The following is a 22,312-nucleotide window of genomic DNA, read 5'->3' as shown; positions in this document are numbered from 1 at the left end:
GGGCCTAGGACCGGCCGGGCGGCCCGCCGGGATCACGCCGCGTCCCAGCGGAAGAGGCGCGAGGCGAGGAACGAGACCACCGCGGCGAAGAGCAGCAGCCCGCCCATCACCGGCAGCGCCGCGCCCCAGCCCTCGCCCCGGCTCAGCACGTCCTGCATGGCCTGCGAGAGGTGCTTGAGCGGCAGGAACTCCGAGACGGTGCGCACCCAGGAGGGCGCCGCGTCGAGGGGGAAGAACGCGCCGGAGAGGAAGGCCATCGGCAGGATGATGATCTGGGCCAGCCCGTTGGCGGCCTCCTCGGACTTCGCCCAGGAGCCGACGAGCAGGCCGATCGACATGAACGCGAGCGTGCCGCAGGCGATCAGCGGCAGGCACAGCCACCAGTGGCCGGTCAGCTCCAGGCCGTAATACGGGAGCAGCGCGACGCCCAGGAAGATCGCCGTCTGCGCGAAGGCCATGGCCAGGTTCACACCGACCCGGGCGCCGATCACCGCGCCCGGCCCGATGGGCGCGAGCCACAGGCGGCGCAGGATGCGCTTCTTGCGCCAGCTCACGAGGTTGAACGAGGAGCCGAAGACACCGCCCATCGCGACCGCCCAGCCCAGCAGGCCCGGGGTGAGGTACTGGATGGGCTTGGTCGACTGGTCCTCCAGCGTCGCCGTCGTCAGCCGGTAGGCGGGCGGCTGGCCCGTGGCGCGCTGGTTGGCCTGCTGGACGAGGGAGTCGAGCACGCCCCGTACGTTGCCCGAGCGGGTCTGGTCGGCGGCCGAGTAGCGCAGCTCGACCTTGCCGTTGCCGCGCTGGAAGACGGCCGCGTCGGTGTCGCCCTTGCGGACCTCCTCCAGGGCCTCCTCGCGGGCGGCGGCCGAGCCGTCCGTCTTCTCGATCTTCAGGACCTCGCGCAGCCCCTCGCGCTCCTTGGCGGGGATGCTGTCCAGCACCTTCACGTCGCCGACCTGCGTGATCTCGGCCTGCGGGGTGCTCTGGTCCTTGAAGAGGGCGCCGAAGAGGAGGAGGAACATCAGCGGGAAGACCAGCGTGAAGAAGACGGCCGCCCGGTCGCGCAGCAGCCCCTTCGTCATCGCGGCCGAAAGGCTCCAGAAGGGTCCCATTCGTCTCATTCCCGGTACTCCCGCCCCGTGAGCTGCAGGAACACGTCCTCCAGCGAGTCGGCCCCCAGCTCCTCGATCAGCTCGCGCGGCGGGCCGACGCGCAGCACGCGGCCGTGGTCCATCACGGCGACCCGGTCGCACAGCGTCTCGGCCTCGTCCATGTAGTGCGTGGTGAGGACGACGGTGCGGCCCTCGGCGTTGATCTGCCGCAGCAGGTCCCACAGATTGCGGCGGGCCTGCGGGTCGAGGCCGGTCGTCGGCTCGTCCAGGAAGACGAGTTCGGGGTCGTGGACGAGCGCGCAGGCGATGGAGAGCCGCTGGGCCTGGCCGCCGGAGAGCTTGTCGTCGCGGACGTCCGCCTTCTCGGTCAGGCCGACGCGCTCCAGCATCGCGTCGGCGCGCTCCTCGGGGATGCCGTAGAGCGCGGCGAAGGTGCGGATCTGCTCGCGCGCGGTCAGCTTCTCGAAGAACGCCGAGGCCTGGAGCTGGACGCCCATGCGGCGCAGCAGCGACCGGTCGCGGGGCCAGGAGGGGAGCCCCAGGACGCGGGCCTCGCCCTCGTCGGGTTCCCGGAGCCCCTCGATGATCTCCAGGGTGGTGGTCTTGCCTGCCCCGTTCGGCCCGAGGATTCCGTAGAACTCGCCGCTCTCCACGGTGAGGGAGACGCCGTCGACGGCCTGGGTCCCTCCGTAGCGTTTGCGCAGCCCCTCGGCCATGATCGCGTTCTCGGCCATGGGGAGACCGTAATCACGGGACATCTCGTTCCGGTCTCGCGTGATCACTTTTTTGCCCTCACATTGGAAATATGGGTGCACCTTGTGATCTCGTCCGGGAGATCGTGGCCGGCGGGGCGCTCAGCGACCCCGCGTGGCGCGCGGCCTTCGCCGAGGTGCCCCGCGAGCTGTTCGTGCCGTTCTATTACGCGGCGGCGAGGGACGGCGGGTACGAGCGGCTGTGGCGCGACGACCCCGATCCGGAGCGCCGGGCGCGCTGGCGGGAGGGGGTCTACACGGACCAGCCGCTGGCCACCCGCATCCGGGACGGCGAGCTGATCTCCTCCAGCAGCCAGCCCTCTCTGATGGCGCGGATGCTGGAGTACCTCCGGGTCGAGGACGGCATGACCGTCCTGGAGATCGGCACGGGGCCCGGCTACAACGCCGCGCTGCTCTGCCACCGCCTCGGCGACTCCCGCGTCACCACCGTCGACCTCGACCCCGACATCACCGACGCGGCCCGCGCCCACCTGGCGGCGGCGGGCCGCCGGCCCCGGGTGATCACCGGGGACGGCGCCCGGGGCTGCCCCGCGCACGCGCCGTACGACCGGATCATCGCGACCTGCGCCCTGCCGTCCGTACCGCCCGCGTGGCTCGCGCAGTGCGCCAAGGACGCGCTGATCCTCGCGCCGCTGGCCACGGGGCTGCTGGCGCTGCGCGTGGGCGGGGAGGCCGCCGCTTCGGGGCACGGAGAGACCGCCTCCGCAGAGCGCGGGCACGCGGAGGACACAGCCCCGGAGCGCGAAGAGGCCGCCGCCTCGGGCCACTTCACGCCGACCCCCGCCTACTTCGTGCCGCTGCGCGGCGGCACCCCCGCGCCGCCGCCCCCGCCCCCGGCGACGCCCGGGGTGCCCGGGCACGCCCGCCGGGACGACAGCTTCCGCTTCCTCCTCGCGGTCTCCGGGGGCCGGTTGGAGCCCGAGGAGGCCTACGCCCTGTGGCACCGGGAGGGCCGCCCGGGACGCGAGCGGTACGGGGTCACCGTGGCGGACGGCCGGCAGTGGGCCTGGCTGGACGACCCGTACGGCCCGTACGCCTGGCCACTGGGCGGTACGGGCGGGACGGCCGTGGGAACCGCGGACCCGTCCGGTGCGTGATGGAGGGCGTACGCTCTGGTCGCGATCCGAACAAGATCCCAGCCAAAGCCGTGTGGTTGCCGCTCCCTGCGGCCATACTGCTGGCCAAGGCTCGGTTCCCGGCGTGAGACCACACGGAGGGCACATCGGGGAGGGCCCATGCCAGCGACCCAGGGGGAGGTCTCCAAGCCGTGACACAGCCGCCGACTGCGCCACCGGCGCCACCGACGCCTCCCGCCTCCCCGGCACCGGCTCCGCCACCGGCCCCCGCCGCCGCCTCAGGGCCCGCGACGGCTCCCCGGCGCACCGCCTGGGCCGAGGGCGTCCACCGAATACGGGGCGCCGTCCTCACGGAGCCCGGCAGACTCAGGACCATCGGCGCGGCCTTGGCCGCGCTCGTCGTGCTGTTCGGGGGCGTGACGGCCTGGCAGGTCTCCGACCGTCGGTCGTCCGCCGACGCCGTGGTCGACCACAGCCAGCCGCTGAGCGCCGCCGCGGCCCGCGTCTACCGCTCGCTGGCCGACGCCGACACCTCGGCCTCCAGCGGCTTCCTCGCGGGCGGCGACGAGCCGCACCACGTGCGCGAGCGGTACGAGAAGGACATCCGCCAGGCGTCCGAGCTGCTCGTCAACGCCGCGGCCAGTTCCAAGAGCTCCGAGAGCGCCCAGAAGCAGATCGCGATACTCAACCGCGGACTGCCGCGCTACACGGGCCTCGTGGAGTCGGCCCGCGCCAACAACCGCCAGGGACTGCCCCTCGGCGGCGCCTATCTGCGCTACGCCAACCAGGAGATGCGCGGCGAACTCCTCCCGGCGGCCCGCAAGCTCTACACGGCGGAGACCGCGCGGCTCGGCGGCGACTACGAGGACGCGAAGTCCTGGCCGTTCCTCGCGATCGGCGCCGGGGTGCTCGCGCTGGGCGGCCTCGTCTGGGCCCAGCGCCGCAACTTCCGCCGCACCAACCGGGTGTTCAACCCGGGCCTGCTCGCCGCCACCGCCGCCACGCTCGCCGTCATGGTGTGGCTGACCGGCGGCCACGCCATGGCTCGCGCCGGGCTCGCCGAGTCCGACGAGAAGGGGGCACGCTCCCTCCAGGCGCTCAACGAGGCGTGGATCGGGGCCCTCCAGGCGCGCGGCGACGAGAACATGACGCTGGTCGCGCGCGGCGGCGGAGCCGCGTACGAGAAGAGCTACAAGAAGCAGATGGCCGACGTCGCCGGGGACGGCCGCGGCTCCGGCAGGGGCGCGGGCGGCCAGCTCGACGACGCGCTCGCGATGGCCGACGACGGCGCCGGGCGGAAGGCCGTCGAGGACGCGAAGGGCGCCGTCGACACCTGGCGGAAGCAGCACGCCGACGCCCGCCGCATGGACGACCGCGGCGAGTACGACAAGGCCGTCACCAAGGTCATCGGCGCCGAGGACAGCACGGGCCGGAGCTTCGACGAGGTCGACGACAGCCTGGGCGTGGCCAGCGCCCATGAGCAGAAGCAGTTCGAGAAGGCGGCCGACGACGGGCGCGGCTGGTTCGACGGCCTCGGCATCGGCGCCCTGGTGCTCGCGCTCGTGGGCGCGGCCGTGGCGATCTGGGGAATCGGACGCAGGCTCGCGGAGTACAGGTGAGGGGGGAGACAGCCATGGGAAGCGCAGAGCACACCGATGAGCGCCGTCGGCGTCGGCGCCCGTACGGATCCGGCCGTCGCCGGCCGGGCAGGCCCGCCGCCGTCGCCGCGAGCGGGCTCGCGGTCGTCGGCGCGGTGCTGGTCTCCACCGTGCTGTCGGCGGGCGACTCCGGCGGCGCCTCGCCGGAACCGTCCTCGCCGCACCGGAAGGGCGCCGCACCCGCCGCCGCACCGGCCGCGCCCGCCGCGCCCGCGGCCCCGTTCAAGCCCGAGACGTGCGACGACGGCAAGCCCGCCGCCGCGAGCCTGCGGCCCGACGGCGACGACGGGAAGGCCGTCAAGGAGATCAAGAAGAAGGGCAAGCTCGTCGTCGGCGTCGACCAGAACAGCTTCCGCTGGGGCTTCCGCGACCCCACGACCGGCAAGCTGGAGGGCTTCGACATCGACCTGGCCCGCGCCATCGCCGAGGACCTGCTGGGCGGCGACGACAGGGACGGCAAGCTGACGTTCAAGACGATCCCCACGGACCAGCGCATCCCCGCGCTGCGCGACCGCAAGGTGGACATGGTCGTGCGCACCATGACCATCGACTGCGAGCGCAAGCTCCAGGTGAACTTCTCCACCGCCTACTTCGAGGCGGGCCAGCAGCTCCTGGTGCCGAAGAAGCGCGCGAAGGTCAAGGGCTTCGACAAGAGCATGCGCGGCAAGAAGGTCTGCTACGCCTCGGGTTCGACCGCCGAGCAGCTCATGACCTCGGGCCGCTACGAGAAGCTGGGCGCCGAGCCCGTCGTCGTCCCCAACCAGCTCGACTGCCTGGTCAGGCTCCAGCTCGGCGAGGCCGACGCGACCGTCACCGACAGCGCGCTGGGTGCCGGACAGGCCGCGCAGGACCCCTCGGTCGAGCTGATCGGCAAGCCGGTCACCACCGAGCCGTACGGCATCGCGATGAACCTGGACGACGAGGACCTGGTGCGCAGGGTCAACAAGGTGCTCGGCGAGTTCCGCAAGGACCAGTGGCGCGACTCGTACGACAAGTGGCTGAAAGGGAACCTGGGGGGTACGAAGGACGAGGACACGCCTCCCAAGCCCGTCTACCGGGACTGAGACGCCCGTAACAGGACTGACAGGACTGAACGGGCGGCGCTGAGGGAAGCGAACGGTCCGAGCGTTCGTACGAGAGAACAGCGAGGTGATCGATGGGGCCCGCGGGACCCACCGGACCGGTGATGAGCCGGGAGGAGGCCGATCGTGCTCTGGAGCGGCTGGACGCCGAGCACGAGGCGGTCGAGTCGTCGCTGCTCGCCCTCCAGGACCACGCGGGGCGCAGGCTGCTGGAGGGCGCCCAGCTCTCCGGCGTCACCGCGCACCGCTGGGCGCAGGCCGAGGCGGCCATCACCCTGCTGTGGAACGGGTTCGAGACCTACTCCCGCACCCTGGAGTCGGCACGCGAGCTGCGGGCCAGGCGCCGCTGGCCCAGCCGGGACGACCTGACCGAGCTGACCCGGCTGCTGCGCGGCACCCTGACCGTCTCCGGCGGCCTGACGGGCGTCGCGGCCGGAGCGCAGGGCATGAGCCTGACCGAGGGGCCGCGGCTGGCCCAGGAGCTGACGCTCGGCCAGCTCGTCGAGCGGATGAACGAGTGGTACGCGCAGGCGCTGGACGTCGTCGCCGCCGCCGACTCCGTCTGGTCCGCGCTGCCCGCCCGGATCGACCTGCTCGCCGCCGAGCTGCAGCGTGTCCGCTCGCTGGCGCACTCGGTGGGCGTCCGCCCCGGCGAGCACCCGGCGGGCGACGACCTGGAGCGCACCACCGCGGAACTGACCGCGCTGCGCGCCGAGGTGGTCGCCGACCCGCTGGCCTTCTGGGCGTCCACCGGCGGCAGCAGCGCCCCGGGCGGCGGACGCCCGGACACCACGCGGTACGACGCGGCGGCGCGCGCCCTGGAGGAGGTGCGCCGCGAGATCGACGCGGTGCTGACCGTGCGGCAGGACGCGGAGCAGCGGCTGATGAAGCTGCGCGATCTGCTGACCCGCGCGGACCGTACGCTCGCCGAGGCGCGGTCCGCGCGCGGCGAGGTCCTGGCGAAGATCGCCGCGTCCGAGGTGCCCGCGGTCAGCGGCCCGCCCACGGTGCTCCAGGAGCAGTTGGCGACCGCCGCCGAGTACCGGCGGCACGCGCAGTGGCACCGGCTCTCGCCGCTGCTGGAGAGCCTGGAGCGGCGCGCCGAGGACGAACTGGAGCGCGCCCGTGCCCAGTTGTCCGCCGTCACGGCCCCGCTCGCGGTCCGCGCGGAGCTGCGCGGGAGGCTGGACGCGTACAAGGCGAAGGTCGCCCAGCACGGCATGGCGGAGGACCGGATGCTGATCGAGCGGTACGACGTGGCGCGCCGCATGCTGTGGAGCGCGCCCTGCGACCTGCGCGCGGCGGAGGACGCGGTGCTCCGCTACCAGCAGGCGGCACGGGAGGTGCTGGTGCCGGGCCAGCGGCAGACCGGCGCGGAGACGCAGTGAACGAGGGGCGAGGGGGCCACAGGCCGTGAGCGAGCAGTCGAGTGTGCTGAACAAGCCGTGCCAGCGGCCCCAGTGCGAGGGCACGTACGAGGACATGGGCGGCGGCGAGCTGTACTGCGACACCTGCGGGCTCGCCCCGGTCGTCGCGCCGGGCGGCATGCTCGGTGCCGCGCCGACCGGGATGACGAGCGCGGGGCGCGACAGCCGCTCCTCGGGCTCGACCGGGTCCACGCGGACCGGTTCCTCGTCCTCGCGCGCCTCCTCGCGCTCGCAGTCCTCGCGCCGCTCGGTCTCCGGGCGGCTCTCCCGGAACCTGTCCGGGCGCACCTCGGCCCGCTCGGTCTCGGTGCGCAGCGGCCGTTCGACGGCGGGCTCCTCCTCGCGCGGCAGGCTGGGCGCGGGGCTCGTGCAGATACCGGACGTGCCCAAGCCCGACCCGGCGTCGGTCGTGCTGGAGAACCCCGAGGTCCCCGAGCGGAAGCGGTTCTGCTCCAGCAGCGAGTGCGGCGCGCCCGTCGGCCGTTCGCGGGGGAGCAGGACGGGGCGTACGGAGGGCTTCTGCACCAAGTGCGGGCACCCGTACTCGTTCGTGCCGAAGCTGGACCGGGGCGACATCGTGCACGGCCAGTACGAGGTCGCGGGCTGCCTCGCGCACGGCGGGCTCGGCTGGGTGTACCTCGCCGTGGACCGCGCGGTCTCCGACCGCTGGGTGGTGCTCAAGGGCCTGCTCGACACGGGCGACGAGGACGCGATGGCGGCGGCCATAGCCGAACGGCGGTTCCTCGCGGAGATCGAGCACTCCAACATCGTCCGCATCTACAACTTCGTCGAGCACCTCGACCAGCGCACCGGCAGCCTCGACGGCTACATCGTCATGGAGTACGTCGGCGGCAAGTCCCTCAAGGAGATCGCCAACGGCCGCCGTACCCCGGACGGCAAGCGCGACCCGCTGCCGGTCGAGCAGGCGTGCGCGTACGGCATCGAGGCGCTGGAGGCCCTCGGCCACCTGCACAGCCGCAACCTGCTCTACTGCGACTTCAAGGTCGACAACGCCATCCAGCAGGACGACCAGCTCAAGCTGATCGACATGGGCGCGGTGCGCCGGATGGACGACGACGACAGCGCGATCTACGGGACGGTCGGCTACCAGGCGCCCGAGGTCGCCGAGGAGGGCGCCTCCGTCGCCTCCGACCTCTACACGGTCGCGCGGACGCTCGCCGTCCTCACCTTCGACTTCCAGGGCTACACGAACGTCTTCGTCGACTCCCTGCCCGACCCCGAGAACATCGAGGTCTTCCAGAAGTACGAGTCCTTCTACCGCCTCCTGGTGCGCGCGACGGACCCCGACCCGCAGCGCAGGTTCGCCTCGGCGCAGGAGATGGCCGAGCAGCTCCTGGGCGTGCTGCGGGAGGTCGTCGCGCTCCAGACGGGGCGGCCGAGGCCCGCGATGTCCACCCTGTTCGGGCCGGAGCTGCGCGTCGTGGACACGCAGTTGCTCGCCCATGTGACGGGCGACACCTCGCTGCTGGGCGCCCGCCGGACCGCGCCGGGCCGCAAGCGGGGCAAGGGGGCCGGCTCCCCGGCGGCCCTCCCCGCCCCGCCCGCACCCCCCGCGATCCCGGCCCAGCGGGCTCAGGAGGCCCCGGCGGCCCAGGAGGCAGCCCCCGCCACCACGCTGATGGCGCAGAGCGCCAACGGCGGCCCGCACGGCGCGTTCGGCACCACCCCCGCGCACGTACGGCTGCCGGGGCGGCCCGACGGCGGCACGCCCGCCGCCCAGGAGGCCGCGGGCGCCGTCGCGCTCGTACCGTTCCAGGCGCGGCCCACCGCGATGGCGCTGCCCGTGCCGCGCGTGGACCCGTCCGACCCCAACGCGGGCTTCCTCGCGGGCCTGATGGCCTCGGCGCCCGCCGATCTGCTGGCCGCGCTGGAGGGCGCGCCCACCGACTCCGTCGAGCGGCGGCTGCGCGAGCTGCGCGCCCTGCTGGAGATGGACGACGCCGCCGCGTCCGGCGAGGCCCTCGCCGCGCTGGAGGCCAAACACGCGGACGACTGGCGGGTCGTCTGGTACCGGGGCCTGTCCGCGCTGGTCTCCGGCGACCGGGAGACCGCGGCGCTCTCCTTCGACGCGGTCTACGACGCGTTCCCCGGCGAGCCCGCGCCCAAGCTCGCCCTCGGCATCTGCGCCGAGGTGCTGGGCCAGTTGGACAACGCGGCCGAGTACTACCGCCTGGTGTGGGCCACCGACCCGGCGTACGTGAGCGCCGCGTTCGGCCTCGCCCGGGTGCGGCTCGCCGCGGGGGACAGGACCGGGGCCGTACGGGCGCTGGAGTCCGTCCCCGAGGCGTCCATCCACTTCACGGCGGCGCGCGTGGCCGCCGTACGCGCCCGGCTGCGCCAGCGCTCCCCGCAGGAGCCGCTGCTGGACGACCTCCAGGCCGCCGCGCGGCAGGTCGAGGAGCTCCAGCACGTGAGCCTCGACGCGGTGCGCCGCGAGGAGCTGACCACCGAGGTGCTCGGCTGCGCGCTCGACTGGACGCTGTGCCGTCGCGGCGCGCCCCCGGGCGACGAGGCCGGGAGACAATTGCTCGGCAGCCCGCTCACCGAGGAGGGGCTGCGCTTCGGCCTGGAACGCTCGTACCGCCTGCTCGCGCGGCTCGCGCAGACGGGAACCGAGAGGATCGAACTGGTGGAGCGGGCCAACCGCTTCCGCCCCAGGACGTGGGTGTGACCATGCCACAGCTCGACCAACTGTCCGTCTGCCCGAGCTGCGCGGAGCCGCTGGAGGAGGGGGACCGCTTCTGCGGCGCGTGCGGCGCCGACCTGGCGGCCGCGCGGCGGGCGGCCGAGGCCGGTGCCGGCGCGCCGGGGGAGGACCGGCCCACGCTGCCGGTCAACGGCGTGCCCGCACGCGAGTCCCTGCCCGTCACGCCCCCGCCGGGGCGGCACGCGGAGGCCGGACGCGCGGACGCGGCGCGCGGCGAGGCCGGTCTCGGCGCCGCCGGCGAGGCCCGGCGGCCGTCCGCCGACGCGGGCCGACGCCCCTCCGCCGACGCCGACTTCACGCTGCAGCCCGCGCGCCCGACGGAGCCCACCGAGGAGCGGCCCGGCGCCTCGCGGGAGGCCACCCCCTCGCCGTCCGCGGCCCCGGCGCCCGATCCCCGTGCCGCCGATCCGCGCGCGCTGCGCGAGGACGGGCCGCGCGGTCACGACGGGCACGACGACAGGGACGGCGGGGACGACCGGGACGGCACCGTCTTCCTCGACGTGGGCGGCGGCGAGCCCGCGCGGCGCGCGGGCTCCGAGCCCCTCGGCGACGTGCCCAGCGGGATGAGCGGGCCCGAACTGCTGGGCCCGCGCTGCGTGGCGTGCGGCACCGGCACCATCGACGACGACGGCTACTGCGAGCACTGCGGCCACAAGCAGCCCCGCGAGCGCGACCACATGGAGCGCGCCCTGGACACCGTGGCCGCCGCCAGCGACCGGGGGCTGCGCCATCACCGCAACGAGGACTACTTCGCGGTGACCGAGACGACGGGCCCCTCCGGAGTGCCCGCGACGATCGCGGTCGTCTGCGACGGGGTCTCCTCCGCGACCCGACCCGACGAGGCCTCTGCCGCGGCGGCGGTGGCCGCGAGCGCCTCGCTGAGCGACGCCGTCGTGCGCGGCACGCACCCGCAGCAGGCGATGCACGACGCGCTCGTCGCCGCCTCCGAGGCCGTCAACGTGCTGGCGGAGGACACCCCTCCGGAGCCGTCGAAGAACGCGCCCGCGTGCACCATCGTCGGCGCGCTGACCGCCGACGGCATCCTCACCGTCGGCTGGGTCGGCGACAGCCGCGCGTACTGGGTGCCCCAGGACCGTTCGGCGCCCGCGGCGCGGCTGACCGAGGACGACTCCTGGGCGGCGCAGATGGTCGCCGCCGGGCTGATGAACGAGGCCGAGGCGTACGCGGACTCCCGCGCGCACGCCATCACCGGCTGGCTCGGCGCCGACGCGTACGAACTGGACCCGCACACCGCTTCCTTCAAGCCCGACCGGGCGGGTGTAGTGGTGGTGTGCACGGACGGGCTCTGGAACTACGCGGAGTCGGCGGACGAGATGGCCGCCGCCGTGCCGCACGACGCCCTCAACCGGCCGCTGCACTCGGCGCAGCACCTGGTCGGTTACGCCCTGGACGGCGGGGGCCACGACAACGTAACAGTGGCCGTGGTCCCGTTCCCCGCGCCGTCCGGGCGGGCAGGATCGGCCTGATGCCGGGACGGTCCTAGAACGGAACCGGGGGGAAGCACCGCGAGACACCGCACTTCCGCCCGCCCCTTTGTCTACTTGTCGTTGTAGAGCATCAGGAGCGGAACACATGGCCAACTTCTCCAAGTCGAACGCCCCGCGCTTCTCGGTGGAGGTGTACCAGAACGAGTACCTGCCGGAGGGCGCGCAGGAGGTCAACGCGATCGTCACCGTGACCTCGACGGGCGGCGGGACGACGGGCGGCCTGCCCCTGCCGGTCGCCGACCCGGCGCGGGCGGCGCTGTCCGACGGGCCCGACGCGGCCGTCGTCATCATGGTCGACTGCTCGGGCTCGATGGACTACCCGCCGACCAAGATGCGCAACGCGCGCGACGCCACGGCCGCCGCCATCGACACGGTGCGCGACGGCGTCGCGTTCGCGGTCGTCGCGGGCACCCACCAGGCCAAGGAGGTGTTCCCGGGCGGCGGGGGGCTCGCCGTCGCGGACGACGCGACGCGGGCGCAGGCCAAGGACGCGCTGCGGAGCCTGAGCGCGGGCGGCGGCACGGCCATCGGCACCTGGCTGCGGCTGGCCGACCGGCTGCTCAACTCGGCGGACGTGGCGATCCGGCACGGCATCCTGCTGACCGACGGGCGCAACGAGCACGAGGAGCCCGAGCAGTTGAGGGCCGCGCTCGACGCCTGCGCGGGGCGCTTCACGTGCGACGCGCGCGGCGTGGGCACCGACTGGGAGGTCAAGGAGGTCACGGGCATCGCCTCGGCGCTGCTCGGCTCCGCGGACATCGTGGCCGATCCGGGCGGCCTCGCCGACGACTTCACGCGGATGATGGAGTCGGCCATGGGCAAGGAGGTCGCCGATGTGGCGCTCCGCCTGTGGACGCCGCAGGGCTCGGAGGTCAAGTTCGTCAAGCAGGTCGCGCCGACGGTGGAGGAGCTGACCGACCGCCGTACCCAGTCGGGCGCGCGGGCGGGCGACTATCCCACGGGCTCCTGGGGCGACGAGTCCCGCGACTACCACGTGTGCGTCGAGGTGCCCGCGGCCGGGGTCGGCCAGGAGATGCTCGCGGCGCGCGTCTCGCTCGTCCTCCCGGCGCCGGACGGCGGCCCGGCGCAGACCCTCTCGCAGGGACTGATCCGCGCCGTGTGGACGGACGACATGGTCGCCACCACGTCGATCAATCCGCAGGTCGCGCACTACACGGGGCAGGCCGAGCTGGCCCAGGCCATCCAGGCCGGTCTCGATATGCGGAAAACCGGGGACGAAGCGGGCGCAACCGCAAAACTCGGGCGTGCGGTACAACTGGCCAATGAATCCGGGAACGCGGATACTGCGAAATTGCTTTCGAAGGTGGTCGACGTCGTGGACGCGGCGGCGGGTACTGTTCGATTGAAGGCGAAGGTCGCCGAGGCGGACGAAATGACGCTGGAGACGCGGTCCACCAAGACGGTCCGCGTGAAGAAGTAGCACGTACCCAGAGGTACTGAAGAGCAGGAGCACGGAGGGGGAGGCACTCACCATGCCGACTTGCCCGAACGGTCACCAGTCGGCGGCCGACGACTGGTGCGAGGTGTGCGGTCACCGCATGACCCACGCGCCCGCCGCGCCCGCTGGTGCCGTACCGCCACCTCCTCCGCCGCCGCCCGCGCACGGAGGGGGCTACGGCTACCCCGGTCCCGGCGGCCCCGGCCAGCAGGGCGGCCCGCCGCCCGGTCCCGGCGTGCCCGGCCAGGGATACGGCTATCCCGGTCCCGGCTCGCCCGGCGGCGAGCAGGGCGCCCGGCCCGAGCTGTGCCCGCAGTGCGGCACCCCGCGCGAGGTGCAGGCGCCGTTCTGCGAGGAGTGCCGCTACAACTTCCTGACGCACTCGCCCACGACGTACGTCCCGCACGGTCAGCAGCAGGGCCCCGGCCCGGGCCAGCAGGGTCCGCCGCCGGGCGGCCCCGGGGGCTTCCCGCCGCCGGGCGGCCAGCAGCCGTACCCCGGCCACCACGACCAGGGGCAGGGCCAGGGCCACGATCCGGGGCTCGACTACGAGCGCTCGCGGCCCTCGCAGATGAACCGGCCCGCCGAGCCGCTGCCGTACGGCGACCCCGGCCAGCAGGGCCCGCCGCCCGGCCAGGGCGCGCAGCCCAGCGGCGACTGGGTGCTCAGCCCGCCCCCGGGCGGCCAGCAGGGCTACCCCGGCGCGCCCCCGTCCCCGCACCAGGACTACGGGCAGCAGGGGCCGGGCCAGCAGGGCCCGCCGCCCTTCCCGCAGCAGCAGCACCAGCAGCCGCCCCAGCCGGACTACGGGCAGCCCGACTACGGGCAGCAGGGCCCCGGTTCGTGGGTGGCCGTGATCGCGCCGGACCGTGAGTACTTCACGGCGATGATGGGCCGCAGCGGCCCCGAGGCCGCGGCGCTCAATCTGCCCGCGTACTCCCCGGAGCAGCAGCTTCCGCTGACCGGCAACCAGATCACCATCGGCCGCCGCCGGGCCTCGACGGGAGAGGCCCCGGACATCGACCTGGCCCGTCAGCCGGAGGACCCGGGCGTCTCGCACCAGCACGCGGTGCTGGTGCAGCAGCCCGACGGGAGCTGGTCCGTGGTGGACCAGGACTCCACCAACGGCACCACGATCAACGGCGCGGAGGACCCGATCCAGCCGTTCGTCCCCGTCCCCCTGAAGGAGGGCGACCGCGTCCACGTCGGCGCGTGGACGACGATCACGCTGCACCGGGGCTGACCCGCCCCGTACGAGGAGGGGCCCGGCGCACACCGCGCCGGGCCCCTCCTCGTACGTACGCCCGCCCCTACGCGTAGTGCTCCCGCACGCGCGCGTGGGCGTCCCGCGGGGCCTCCGCCTGGTCGAGGGCGAGGAGCGCGGCGCCCAGCACGGGCGGGGCCGTCACCAGGTGCGCGGTCGCCTTCGGGGCCCGGAGGGCGAGCTGTTCGGCGAGACGGGCGTCCAGCTCGGGGTGGCGGGCCGTCACCACGCCGCCGCCGAGGAAGACGGGGCTCGCCGTCTCCAGCAGGTCCAGCCGGGAGAGCGTGACGACCGCGAGGGAGACGATCTCGTCGGCCTGCTGGTGGACGAGGGAGAGCGCGACGGGGTCACCCTCCCGCGCGCACGCGAACAGCAGCGGGGTGATCTCGTGCTTCCGCGCCATCGGCAGCTCGCCCAGGTGCAGCGCCTCGATCAGCGCGTACATCGTCGGCAGCCCGAAGTGCGCGGGCAGGACCCGCGCGAGCGCCGTCGGAGCGCCCCTGCCGTCCGCCGCGCGGGCCGCGTGCCACAGGGCCTCGGAGGCCAGCCCCGAGCCGCCGCCCCAGTCGCCCGAGAGGTGGCCGACGGCGGGGAAGCGGTGGGTACGCCCGTCCTCGGCGCGGCCCACGCAGTTGATGCCCGCGCCGCACACGACCGCCGCGCCGTGCCGTACGGAACCGTCGTCGGGCAGCCCCGCGCGCAGGATCGCGAACGTGTCGTTCGCCACATGTGCGGTCCCGCCCCACCCCAGGTCCCGCAGCGCCGACTCCAGCGCGCGCTCCTCGCTCGGCAGGTCGGCGTTGGCGAGGCAGGCGGAGACGTGGGCGAAGTCGGCGGGGGAGGCCCCGGCCGCCTCCGCCGCGCGCAGCACGGTCCGCTCCAGCCCTCCCACGGCCTCGGCCACGCCGACCGTCGGCGGCTGGAAGCCGCCCCCGCGTGCCGCGCCGAGCACGCGTCCCGAGGTGTCGAGGACGGCCACGTCGGTCTTGCTGTTGCCCGCGTCGACGGCGACGCACACGCCCGCTCCGGTGCTCGTCAGGCCCACGCGAGGTGCTCCCGGTTGTGGGAGAGGAGGAGGTCGGTGAGGCGCTCGGCGCGGTCGTACTGGCCGACGAGGGGGTGCGCCAGCAGGGTCCTGAACACCCGTTCGCGCCCGCCGCGCAGCGCCGCGTCCAGCGCGAGGCGCTCGTAGGCGGTCACGTGCGAGACCAGCCCCGCGAACAGCGGGTCGAGCGGCGGCGCTTCGAGGGGCGCCGCGCCCGCGCGCGAGATCCTCGCGGGGACCTCCACCACCGCGTCGTCGGGGAGGAAGGGCAGGGTGCCGTTGTTGTACGTGTTGACGACCTGGACGCTCGTGCCCCCGTCGGCGCCCAGCAGGGAGGCGGCGAGGGCGACGGCGGCCTCCGAGTAGAAGGCGCCGCCGCGCTCGGCGAGCAGGGCGGGCTTCTCGTCGAGCGCGGGATCGGCGTACATCTCCAGCAGCTCGCGCTCCATGGCGGCGACCTCGGCGGCGCGGGAGGGCTTGGTGCGGGACTCGTCGACGACCGCGTCGTGCGCGTAGTAGTAGCGCAGGTAGTAGGAGGGCACGACGCCGAGGCGGTCGAGGACGCCGGGCGGCAGCCGCAGGTCCTCGGCGATGCGCGGGCCGTGCTCGGCGAGGAGCTTCGGCAGCACGTCGGTGCCGCCCGCGCCGTCCGGGCCGCCGCCGAGGGTGACGCCCAGCTCCCAGGTGAGGTGGTTGAGCCCGTAGTGCTGGAGGTGGACCCGGTCCGGCTCGGTGTCCAGGAGCGCGGCGAACTTCCGCTGGAGGTGGATGGCCACGTTGCACAGGCCGACCGCGCGGTGGCCGGCCTCCAGCAGGGCGCGTGTGACGATTCCCACAGGGTTGGTGAAGTCGATGATCCACGCCTCGGGGTTCGCGCGGCGTACGCGCTCCGCGATGTCCAGGACGACGGGCACGGTGCGCAGCGCCTTGGCGAGGCCTCCGGCGCCGGTGGTCTCCTGGCCGACGCAGCCGCACTCCAGGGGCCAGGTCTCGTCCCGCTCGCGGGCCGCCTGCCCGCCGACGCGGAGCTGGAGCAGCACGGCGTCGGCGCCGTCGACGCCCGCGTCCAGGTCGTCCGTGGTGGTGATCGTCCCCTCGTGGCCCTGCCGGGCGAAGATCCGCCGCGCGAGGCCGCCGACCTTCTCCAGCCGGTCCGCCGCGGGGTCGATCAGGACGAGTTCGCTGACCGGCAGGGTCTCCCGCAGCCGCGCGAATCCGTCGATGAGTTCGGGGGTGTAGGTGGAACCGCCCCCCACTACTGCGAGCTTCAACCCTTTACTCCCGTCAGTGTGACGCCCTCGATGAAGGCGCGCTGGGCGAAGAAGAAAATGACGATCACCGGGGCCATGACCAGAACGGTGGCCGCCATGGTGAGGTTCCAGTCGGTCTGATGGGCGCCCTTGAAGGATTCCAGGCCGTAACTCAGCGTCCAGGCACCGGGGTTCTCGGAGGCGTAGATCTGCGGGCCGAAATAGTCGTTCCAGCAGTAGAAGAAGTGGAAGAGCGCGACGGCGGCCAGCCCCGGCTTCGCCATGGGCAGCACGACCTTGACCATGGCCCGGAATTCGCCGCAGCCGTCGAGCCGCGCGGCCTCCGTGTACTCCTTGGGGATCGTCAGCAGGAACTGGCGCAGCAGGAAGATGGTGAACGGATTGCCGAAGGCGAACGGGATGATGAGCGGCCACAGCGTCCCGGAGAGGCCGAACTGCTTCGACCAGAGCAGATACATGGGCACGATGACGACCTGCGGCGGCAGCATCATCGCCGCGATGACGAGCATCATCATGGAATTCCGGCCCCGGAAGCGGAACTTGGCGAGCGCGTACGCCACCGGAACGCTGGAGCCGACCGCGAGGACGGTGCCGAGCCCGGCGTAGAGCAGCGTGTTCCGCCACCAGGTCAGAAAGCCCGGGGTCTCCCACACGGTGCGGAAGTTGCCCCATTCCCAGGTGTTCGGCCACAGATCGCGGGTGAGGGCCTGGCTGTCGCTCATCAGCGCGGTGAGCAGGACGAAGACGAAGGGCAGCACGAAGAAGAGCGCGGCGGCAATCGCGAGCGCGTGGACGGCTATCCAGCGCAGCATCGCCTTACGGTGCGCGGGCGCCGCGAGCCGCAGCGGCTTGGCGGTCTTGGAGAGCGGGAGTGCGGTCATGGTGTTCTCAGTCCTCCGCCGTCAGAAAGCCGCTGCGGCGGCGCATCAGCAGTGCCGTGAAGGCCATGGCGATCACGAAGAGGACCAGGGCGACGACGCTGGCGGCGCCGGTGTCGAAACGCTGGAACCCGAGGTTGTAGACGACCTGGGGAACGGTGAGCGTGGACTTCTCCGGATATCCGGGCTCGAATTGCTGCCCGGAGCCGCCGATCACGCCGCTGGCGACCTTCGAGGCGACGATCGGCTGGGTGTAGTACTGGAGCGTGTCGATGATCCCGGTGATGACGGCGAAGAGCACGATCGGCGAGATGTTCGGCAGCGTCACATAGCGGAACCGGGCCCAGGGTCCCGCCCCGTCGAGTTCCGCCGCCTCGTACTGCTCCTTGGGCACGTCCAGCAGCGAGGCCAGAAAGATGACCATGAGATCGCCGATTCCCCAGAGCGCGAGGAGTGTCAGCGCGGGCTTGGACCAGGACGCGTCGTTGAACCAGCCGGGCTGCGGGAGTCCGAAGAAGTCCAGGACGGTGTTGGCCGGGCCCGTACCGGGGTTCAGCAGGAAGACGAACGCCATGGTCGCGGCCACGGGCGGGGCCAGATAGGGGAGATAGAAGAAGGTGCGGAAGAGGCCGGGCGCCGTCTTGATCTTCGTGACGAGGAGGCCGATCCCGAGGCCGAAGACGACCCGCAGCGAGACCATCACCACGACCAGCCACAGGGTGTTCCCCAGCGCGGGCCAGAAGAACGGGTAGTCGGTGAAGACGTACGTCCAGTTGTCGAATCCGTTCCACACCGGATCCGCGAATCCGTCGTACTTCATGAACGAGAAGTAGACGGTCGCGGCGAGCGGATAGCCGAAGAAGACGCCGAACCCGATCAGCCAGGGCGAGAGGAATCCGAGCGTGCGCAGCGCCGACCTGCGGCGCCGCGCCCGCAGTCCGGGATTCGCCGCGCTCACCGCGCCCTCGCGATGTCCTTGTCGATCTGGTCGTCGGCTTTCTTCAGCCCGGCGTCCAGGTCCTTCTGCCTGCCGGACTCCACGGCGTAACTCAGGTCCTGGAGCGTGAGCAGGAAGGAGCCGCCGTTGGGGCTTGCGGGCGCGTGGCTGCTCTTCGGGTGCCGGGCGATGTCCACGAACGTCCGGAAGTTCGGATCGTCTTCGAGCTTCGGGGACTTCATCGCCTTCAGCGTCGAGGGCACGTTGTGGATCTCGTTGGCGAAGCCGACCACCGCGTCGGTGTCGGTGGTCATGAACTTCAGCAGCTCCCAGGCCGCGTTCTTCCTGGGGCTGGAGTTGGATATCCCGACGACGGTCCCGGCGAGATAGCCCTTCCCGTACTCGTCCTTCTGGTCGTCGGGAACGGGCAGCGGCGCCGTGCCGACCTCGAAGTCCACGCCCGCGTCCTTCGCCATCTTGCCGCGCCACTCGCCGTCGAGCTGCATGGCGACCTTGCCGGTGTGGAAGGGGTGCTTGGGTCCCCATTCGTCGCCGAACGTGGACCGGTACTTCTCCAGTTTCCGGAATCCGCCCAGGTCCTCCACGAGGCCCCGCTGCCACTGGAACATCTGCTTCATCCGGGGGTCGCGCGCGCCGTTCGCCTTGCCCTCGCCGTCGAAATAGCGGACGCCGAACTGGCCGCCGTAGTGCTCGATCGTCGTCTCGTAGCCGTGGTAGTTCGGCATGAAGCCGAGCCGCTCGTACGAGTCGCCCTTCTCGACGGTGAGCTTCTTCGCCACCTTGTCGAACTCGGAGAACGTCTTCGGCGGCTTCTCGATCCCGGCCTTCCGGAACGCGTCCTTGTCGTAGTAGAGCCCGTACGCGTCGCCCAGCAGCGGAAGGGTGCAGCGCTTTCCCTTGTACTGCGTGTAGTCGAGCATCGTCTTCGGGAACGTCTTCTCCGGCACGATGCGCGACTTCTTCAGGAACGGGTCCAGATCGGCCAGCGCGTTCGAGGAGCAGAACCGGCCGACGTTGTCGGTGGTGAAGGACGAGACGACGTCGGGGGCGTTGTCGCCGCCCGCGCGCAGGGCCTGGTTGAGCTTGTCGTCGTTGACGTTCTTGACCGTCTTGACGGTGATGTTGGGGTGCTTCTTCTCGAAGGCCGCGATATTCGCGTCGATGGCCTTCACCTCGCTGGGCGCGCTCCAGCCGTGCCAGAAGGTGATCGTGGTCTCGGCGTCGGGGTCGTCGTTCGCGGCGGTGCCGCTGGACCCCGTGCAGGCGCTCGCCAGCAAGGCGGCGACCGCGACGGTGGCGGACAGAGTGACCGGTGCCCTTCGGATTCCGCTCGCGTGTACGGGCATGGCGGAGCCTCCCTTTGGCAGTGAAGGGTGGAGTGGGGGCGGAGAGGGGTGGAGAAGGGGAGAGCGTGGAGCCGGTGGTGGGGTCGGGTCAGCGGGAGGTGTCGAACACCTCGTCGCGGGTCGTCGCGAGCGCGCTCTCCAGCGCGCCGCTCAGTACGGGGTCGTCGGTCACCGTGCCCGGCACCAGCCGGGGGCGCGGCACGGCCAGTTCGGACAGCTCGGCCCGCACCAGGTCGAGCAGGTGCTCGCCGCCCGCCGCGAGCACGCCGCCCGAGACGACGATGAGCTGCGGGTCGAGGACGGCGACGAGCGAGGCCAGCCCGGTCGCGAGGCCGGTGGCGAAGCGCCGCAGCAGGGTGTCGTACGCCTCCGCGTGCTCCTTCTCCCGCTCCTCGGCCGTGGCGCGGGCCAGCAGACCGGCGGCGGCGTCCTTCATCTCCGCCTGCGGGTCGTAGGACAGGCCGAGTTCGCGCGCGAGGCGCAGCACCGCGTTGGCGCCCGCCAGCTCCTGGAAGCCGCCGCTGTTGGCCTGCGCGGGCTGCCGTACGAGAGGGGTGCCGGGGACGGGCAGGAAGCCGACCTCGCCCGCACCGCCCGTCCAGCCCCGGTGCAGCCGCCCGCCGATGACGACGGCGGCGCCGAGGCCCTCCTCGTTCCAGAGCAGCACGAAGTCCTCGTGCTCGCCCGCGGCGCCCCGGCGCTGCTCGGCGACGGCCACGAGGTTCACGTCGTTGTCGTACTCCAGCGGCATCGGCAGCGCCGCGGCCAGTTCGTCCAGCAGCGTGGGGGCGTGCCAGCCGGGCAGGTGCGAGGCGTACCGCAGCCGTCCCGTGCTGGGGTCGAAGGCGCCCGGGGTGCCGATCACGATGCGCTGGAGGTCGCCGCGGTGGACGCCCGCGGCCTTCGCCGCGCCGTCGACCGCCTCCAGCACCAGCGGCACGGCCCCGGCCGAGCGCCGCCCCGGGGTGGGCACCTCGTGCGTGCCGACGGTGCGCCCCGTGATGTCCGCGACGGCGGCCCGCAGCCGGGTCGAGGTCACATCGAGCCCGGCGACGTGGGCCGCCGCCGGATTCACTGCGTAGAGCTGCGCGTTGGGCCCCGGGCGGCCCTCGCTGGTGCCCGTCACCACGACCAGCCCCGCGGCCTCCAGGCGGGAGAGGAGCTGCGAGGCGGTGGGCTTCGACAGGCCCGTCAGCTTGCCGATCCGGCCGCGTGACAGCGGCCCGTGCGCGAGCAGCAGATCGAGTGCCGCCCGGTCGTTCATCGCCCGCAGCACACGGGGCGTCCCCGGCGTCGTCCCGGCCATCTCCGCTGCCTCCATACGCGTACTGTTAGGAAGGTTTCCCATTCATGCGCAGGACAGTAAGGCCCCGCCCGACAGGCGTCAATGGGCCGACGGAACCTGTGGGGCGGGGCCTGGGGGAGAACCGGGGGGAGAACCGGGGGAGAAGGGGCCTCAGCGCTGCTGCTGGAAGGGGATGCCCTCGCCCTTGTCGAGGTCCACGGGGGCCCGCGCGGCCTCCAGTGCGAGCGACTCCTCGTCGACGATCCGGATGCCGCGCTGGTCCAGGGCCCGCTTCACGCGCCAGCGCAGCTCGCGCTCCACGCCCAGGCTCTTGGTCGCCATCGTCTTGGCCGAGACCCGCAGCACCATCGAGTCGAGCGTCACCTCGTCCAGGCCCAGCACCTCGACGGGCTCCCACAGGATCTCGTCCCAGGGGGAGTCGTGGGCCAGTTCCTCGCCGGCGGACAGGATGACGGACTTGACCTCCTCCATGTCCTCGCTCGCCCGGACCCGTACGTCGATCATCGCCATCGCCCAGCCCTGGCTGAGGTTGCCGACGCGCTTGATCTCGCCGTTGCGGATGTACCAGATCTCGCCGCCGTCGCCGCGGAGCTGCGTCACCCGCAGCCCGATCTCCAGCACCACGCCCGAGGCCTCGCCGACGTCCACGCGGTCACCGACGCCGTACTGGTCCTCCAGCAGCATGAACATGCCCGCCAACAGGTCCTGCACCAGGTTGCGGGCGCCGAAGCCGAGGGCCACACCCGCGACACCGGCGCTGGCCAGCAGCGGGCCCAGGTTGATACCGAGCCCCGAGAGGACGGTGAGCGCGGCGGTGCCGAGGATGAGGAACGACGCCGCGTTGCGCAGCACCGAGCCGATCGCCTCGGACCGCTGGCGCCTGCGCTCGCTGTTGACGAGGAGACCGCGCAGCGCGTTGCCGCTGTCCACGATCTCCGCACGGCGGTTCATCCTGGTTATGAGCTTGGTGATCGCGCGACGGATGACGTAGCGCAGCACGACGGCGACCACGATGATGAAGATGATGCGCAGACCGGCGGCGAGCCAGTCCGCCCAGTTCTCCTCCAGCCATCCCGCTGCCTCTCCCGCGGTGTCCTGGGCGTCCTTGAGGGAGCGCGGGGTCTGCGGCCCGTCGGGCGACGGGGTGGCGGCGCTGATCAGCCAGTACACAGGTGGGACCTTCCGTGCGAGACACGTTCGCGGGGTACGCGCGGACGCGGTGAACACACTAACGGCGCAGGGCCTTCACGATTGGGGCCATCGAGCAGTATGAGCCCATCTGTTCGAGGGAGGAGGGAGTTCTCACGGGGGATGCAGTCGGTGTGGTTGAAAACACGCCCTGAAGGTTGGCCGGTCGTGGTGGCGCAGTCACCAGGGCAGGAGACACACTGAGGGGAGATCGTCCCGGCGCGAGCCACGCG

17 protein-coding genes are annotated in these 22,312 nt (G+C 72.8%); 8 read left to right on the top strand and 9 right to left on the bottom strand.

Annotation, left to right across the window (positions count from 1 at the left end):
- Nucleotides 1–32: 32 nt before the first annotated feature.
- Together ABD343_RS26680 and ABD343_RS26675 are read right to left on the bottom strand one after the other, a co-directional pair.
- A complete protein-coding gene (locus tag ABD343_RS26680) occupies nt 33–1,121 on the bottom strand; it encodes an ABC transporter permease (RefSeq protein WP_344531872.1) in 1,089 nt (362 codons plus the stop codon).
- Nucleotides 1,118–1,846 carry an ABC transporter ATP-binding protein gene (locus ABD343_RS26675; RefSeq protein WP_344531871.1) on the bottom strand — a complete coding sequence of 243 codons (729 nt, stop codon included), beginning with the start codon at nt 1,844–1,846 and terminating at the stop codon, nt 1,118–1,120. The genes ABD343_RS26680 and ABD343_RS26675 overlap by 4 nt, the downstream gene beginning before the upstream one ends.
- A 71-nt stretch (nt 1,847–1,917) precedes the next feature.
- On the opposite strand from ABD343_RS26675, the gene ABD343_RS26670 reads away from it, so the two are divergent.
- The 8 genes from ABD343_RS26670 to ABD343_RS26635 all read left to right on the top strand — a co-directional run bounded on the left by ABD343_RS26670 (nt 1,918) and on the right by ABD343_RS26635 (nt 14,066).
- Nucleotides 1,918–2,982 (top strand): methyltransferase domain-containing protein, encoded by a 1,065-nt coding sequence (locus tag ABD343_RS26670; RefSeq protein WP_344531870.1) that lies wholly within the window; start codon nt 1,918–1,920, stop codon nt 2,980–2,982.
- Nucleotides 2,983–3,152: 170 nt separating this feature from the next.
- Entirely contained in the window at nt 3,153–4,580 is a 1,428-nt protein-coding gene (locus ABD343_RS26665; RefSeq protein WP_344531869.1) for a hypothetical protein, read from the top strand.
- Nucleotides 4,581–4,594: 14 nt separating this feature from the next.
- A complete protein-coding gene (locus ABD343_RS26660) occupies nt 4,595–5,683 on the top strand; it encodes a glutamate ABC transporter substrate-binding protein (protein ID WP_344531868.1) in 1,089 nt (362 codons plus the stop codon).
- 92 nt (nt 5,684–5,775) lie between these two features.
- A complete protein-coding gene (locus ABD343_RS26655; RefSeq protein WP_344531867.1) occupies nt 5,776–7,089 on the top strand; it encodes a coiled-coil domain-containing protein in 1,314 nt (437 codons plus the stop codon).
- A 25-nt stretch (nt 7,090–7,114) separates the two neighbouring features.
- The gene (locus ABD343_RS26650) at nt 7,115–9,820 is read left to right on the top strand and encodes a serine/threonine-protein kinase (protein ID WP_344531866.1); all 2,706 of its coding nucleotides are present in this window, start codon (nt 7,115–7,117) and stop codon (nt 9,818–9,820) included.
- A 2-nt stretch (nt 9,821–9,822) separates the two neighbouring features.
- The gene (locus ABD343_RS26645; protein ID WP_344532257.1) at nt 9,823–11,343 is read left to right on the top strand and encodes a PP2C family protein-serine/threonine phosphatase; all 1,521 of its coding nucleotides are present in this window, start codon (nt 9,823–9,825) and stop codon (nt 11,341–11,343) included.
- 106 nt (nt 11,344–11,449) lie between these two features.
- Nucleotides 11,450–12,805: a vWA domain-containing protein gene (locus tag ABD343_RS26640; protein ID WP_344531865.1), complete on the top strand. Its 1,356-nt coding sequence runs from the start codon at nt 11,450–11,452 to the stop codon at nt 12,803–12,805.
- A 52-nt stretch (nt 12,806–12,857) separates the two neighbouring features.
- Complete coding sequence (locus ABD343_RS26635; RefSeq protein WP_344531864.1) at nt 12,858–14,066, top strand: FHA domain-containing protein; 1,209 nt, start codon at nt 12,858–12,860, stop codon at nt 14,064–14,066.
- Nucleotides 14,067–14,133: 67 nt separating this feature from the next.
- Here the strand turns inward: ABD343_RS26635 and ABD343_RS26630 are convergent, their stop codons facing one another.
- From ABD343_RS26630 to ABD343_RS26600, 7 genes are all read right to left on the bottom strand, one after another.
- Nucleotides 14,134–15,132, bottom strand: coding sequence for an N-acetylglucosamine kinase (locus tag ABD343_RS26630; RefSeq protein WP_344531863.1), 999 nt, complete (start codon nt 15,130–15,132; stop codon nt 14,134–14,136).
- Entirely contained in the window at nt 15,123–16,403 is a 1,281-nt protein-coding gene (locus tag ABD343_RS26625; protein ID WP_344531862.1) for a 6-phospho-beta-glucosidase, read from the bottom strand. The genes ABD343_RS26630 and ABD343_RS26625 overlap by 10 nt, the downstream gene beginning before the upstream one ends.
- Nucleotides 16,400–17,284, bottom strand: a complete 885-nt coding sequence (locus ABD343_RS26620; protein ID WP_344531861.1) for a carbohydrate ABC transporter permease — start codon at nt 17,282–17,284, stop codon at nt 16,400–16,402. The genes ABD343_RS26625 and ABD343_RS26620 overlap by 4 nt, the downstream gene beginning before the upstream one ends.
- 7 nt (nt 17,285–17,291) lie before the next feature.
- Nucleotides 17,292–18,239, bottom strand: coding sequence for a carbohydrate ABC transporter permease (locus tag ABD343_RS26615; RefSeq protein WP_344531860.1), 948 nt, complete (start codon nt 18,237–18,239; stop codon nt 17,292–17,294).
- Nucleotides 18,236–19,585 carry an ABC transporter substrate-binding protein gene (locus tag ABD343_RS26610; RefSeq protein WP_344531859.1) on the bottom strand — a complete coding sequence of 450 codons (1,350 nt, stop codon included), beginning with the start codon at nt 19,583–19,585 and terminating at the stop codon, nt 18,236–18,238. Before ABD343_RS26610 ends, ABD343_RS26615 begins: the two co-directional genes overlap by 4 nt.
- 88 nt (nt 19,586–19,673) lie before the next feature.
- The gene (locus tag ABD343_RS26605) at nt 19,674–20,891 is read right to left on the bottom strand and encodes an ROK family transcriptional regulator (protein WP_344532256.1); all 1,218 of its coding nucleotides are present in this window, start codon (nt 20,889–20,891) and stop codon (nt 19,674–19,676) included.
- Between the two features lie 150 nt (nt 20,892–21,041).
- Nucleotides 21,042–22,061 carry a mechanosensitive ion channel family protein gene (locus ABD343_RS26600; RefSeq protein ID WP_344531858.1) on the bottom strand — a complete coding sequence of 340 codons (1,020 nt, stop codon included), beginning with the start codon at nt 22,059–22,061 and terminating at the stop codon, nt 21,042–21,044.
- Nucleotides 22,062–22,312: the final 251 nt, after the last annotated feature.

Origin of the sequence: Streptomyces albiaxialis, assembly GCF_039530985.1 — a bacterium.
Lineage (GTDB): Bacteria > Actinomycetota > Actinomycetes > Streptomycetales > Streptomycetaceae > Streptomyces > Streptomyces albiaxialis.
The sequence above is the reverse complement of the archived record's forward strand: the minus strand, read 5'-3'. Positions and strand labels throughout refer to the sequence as shown.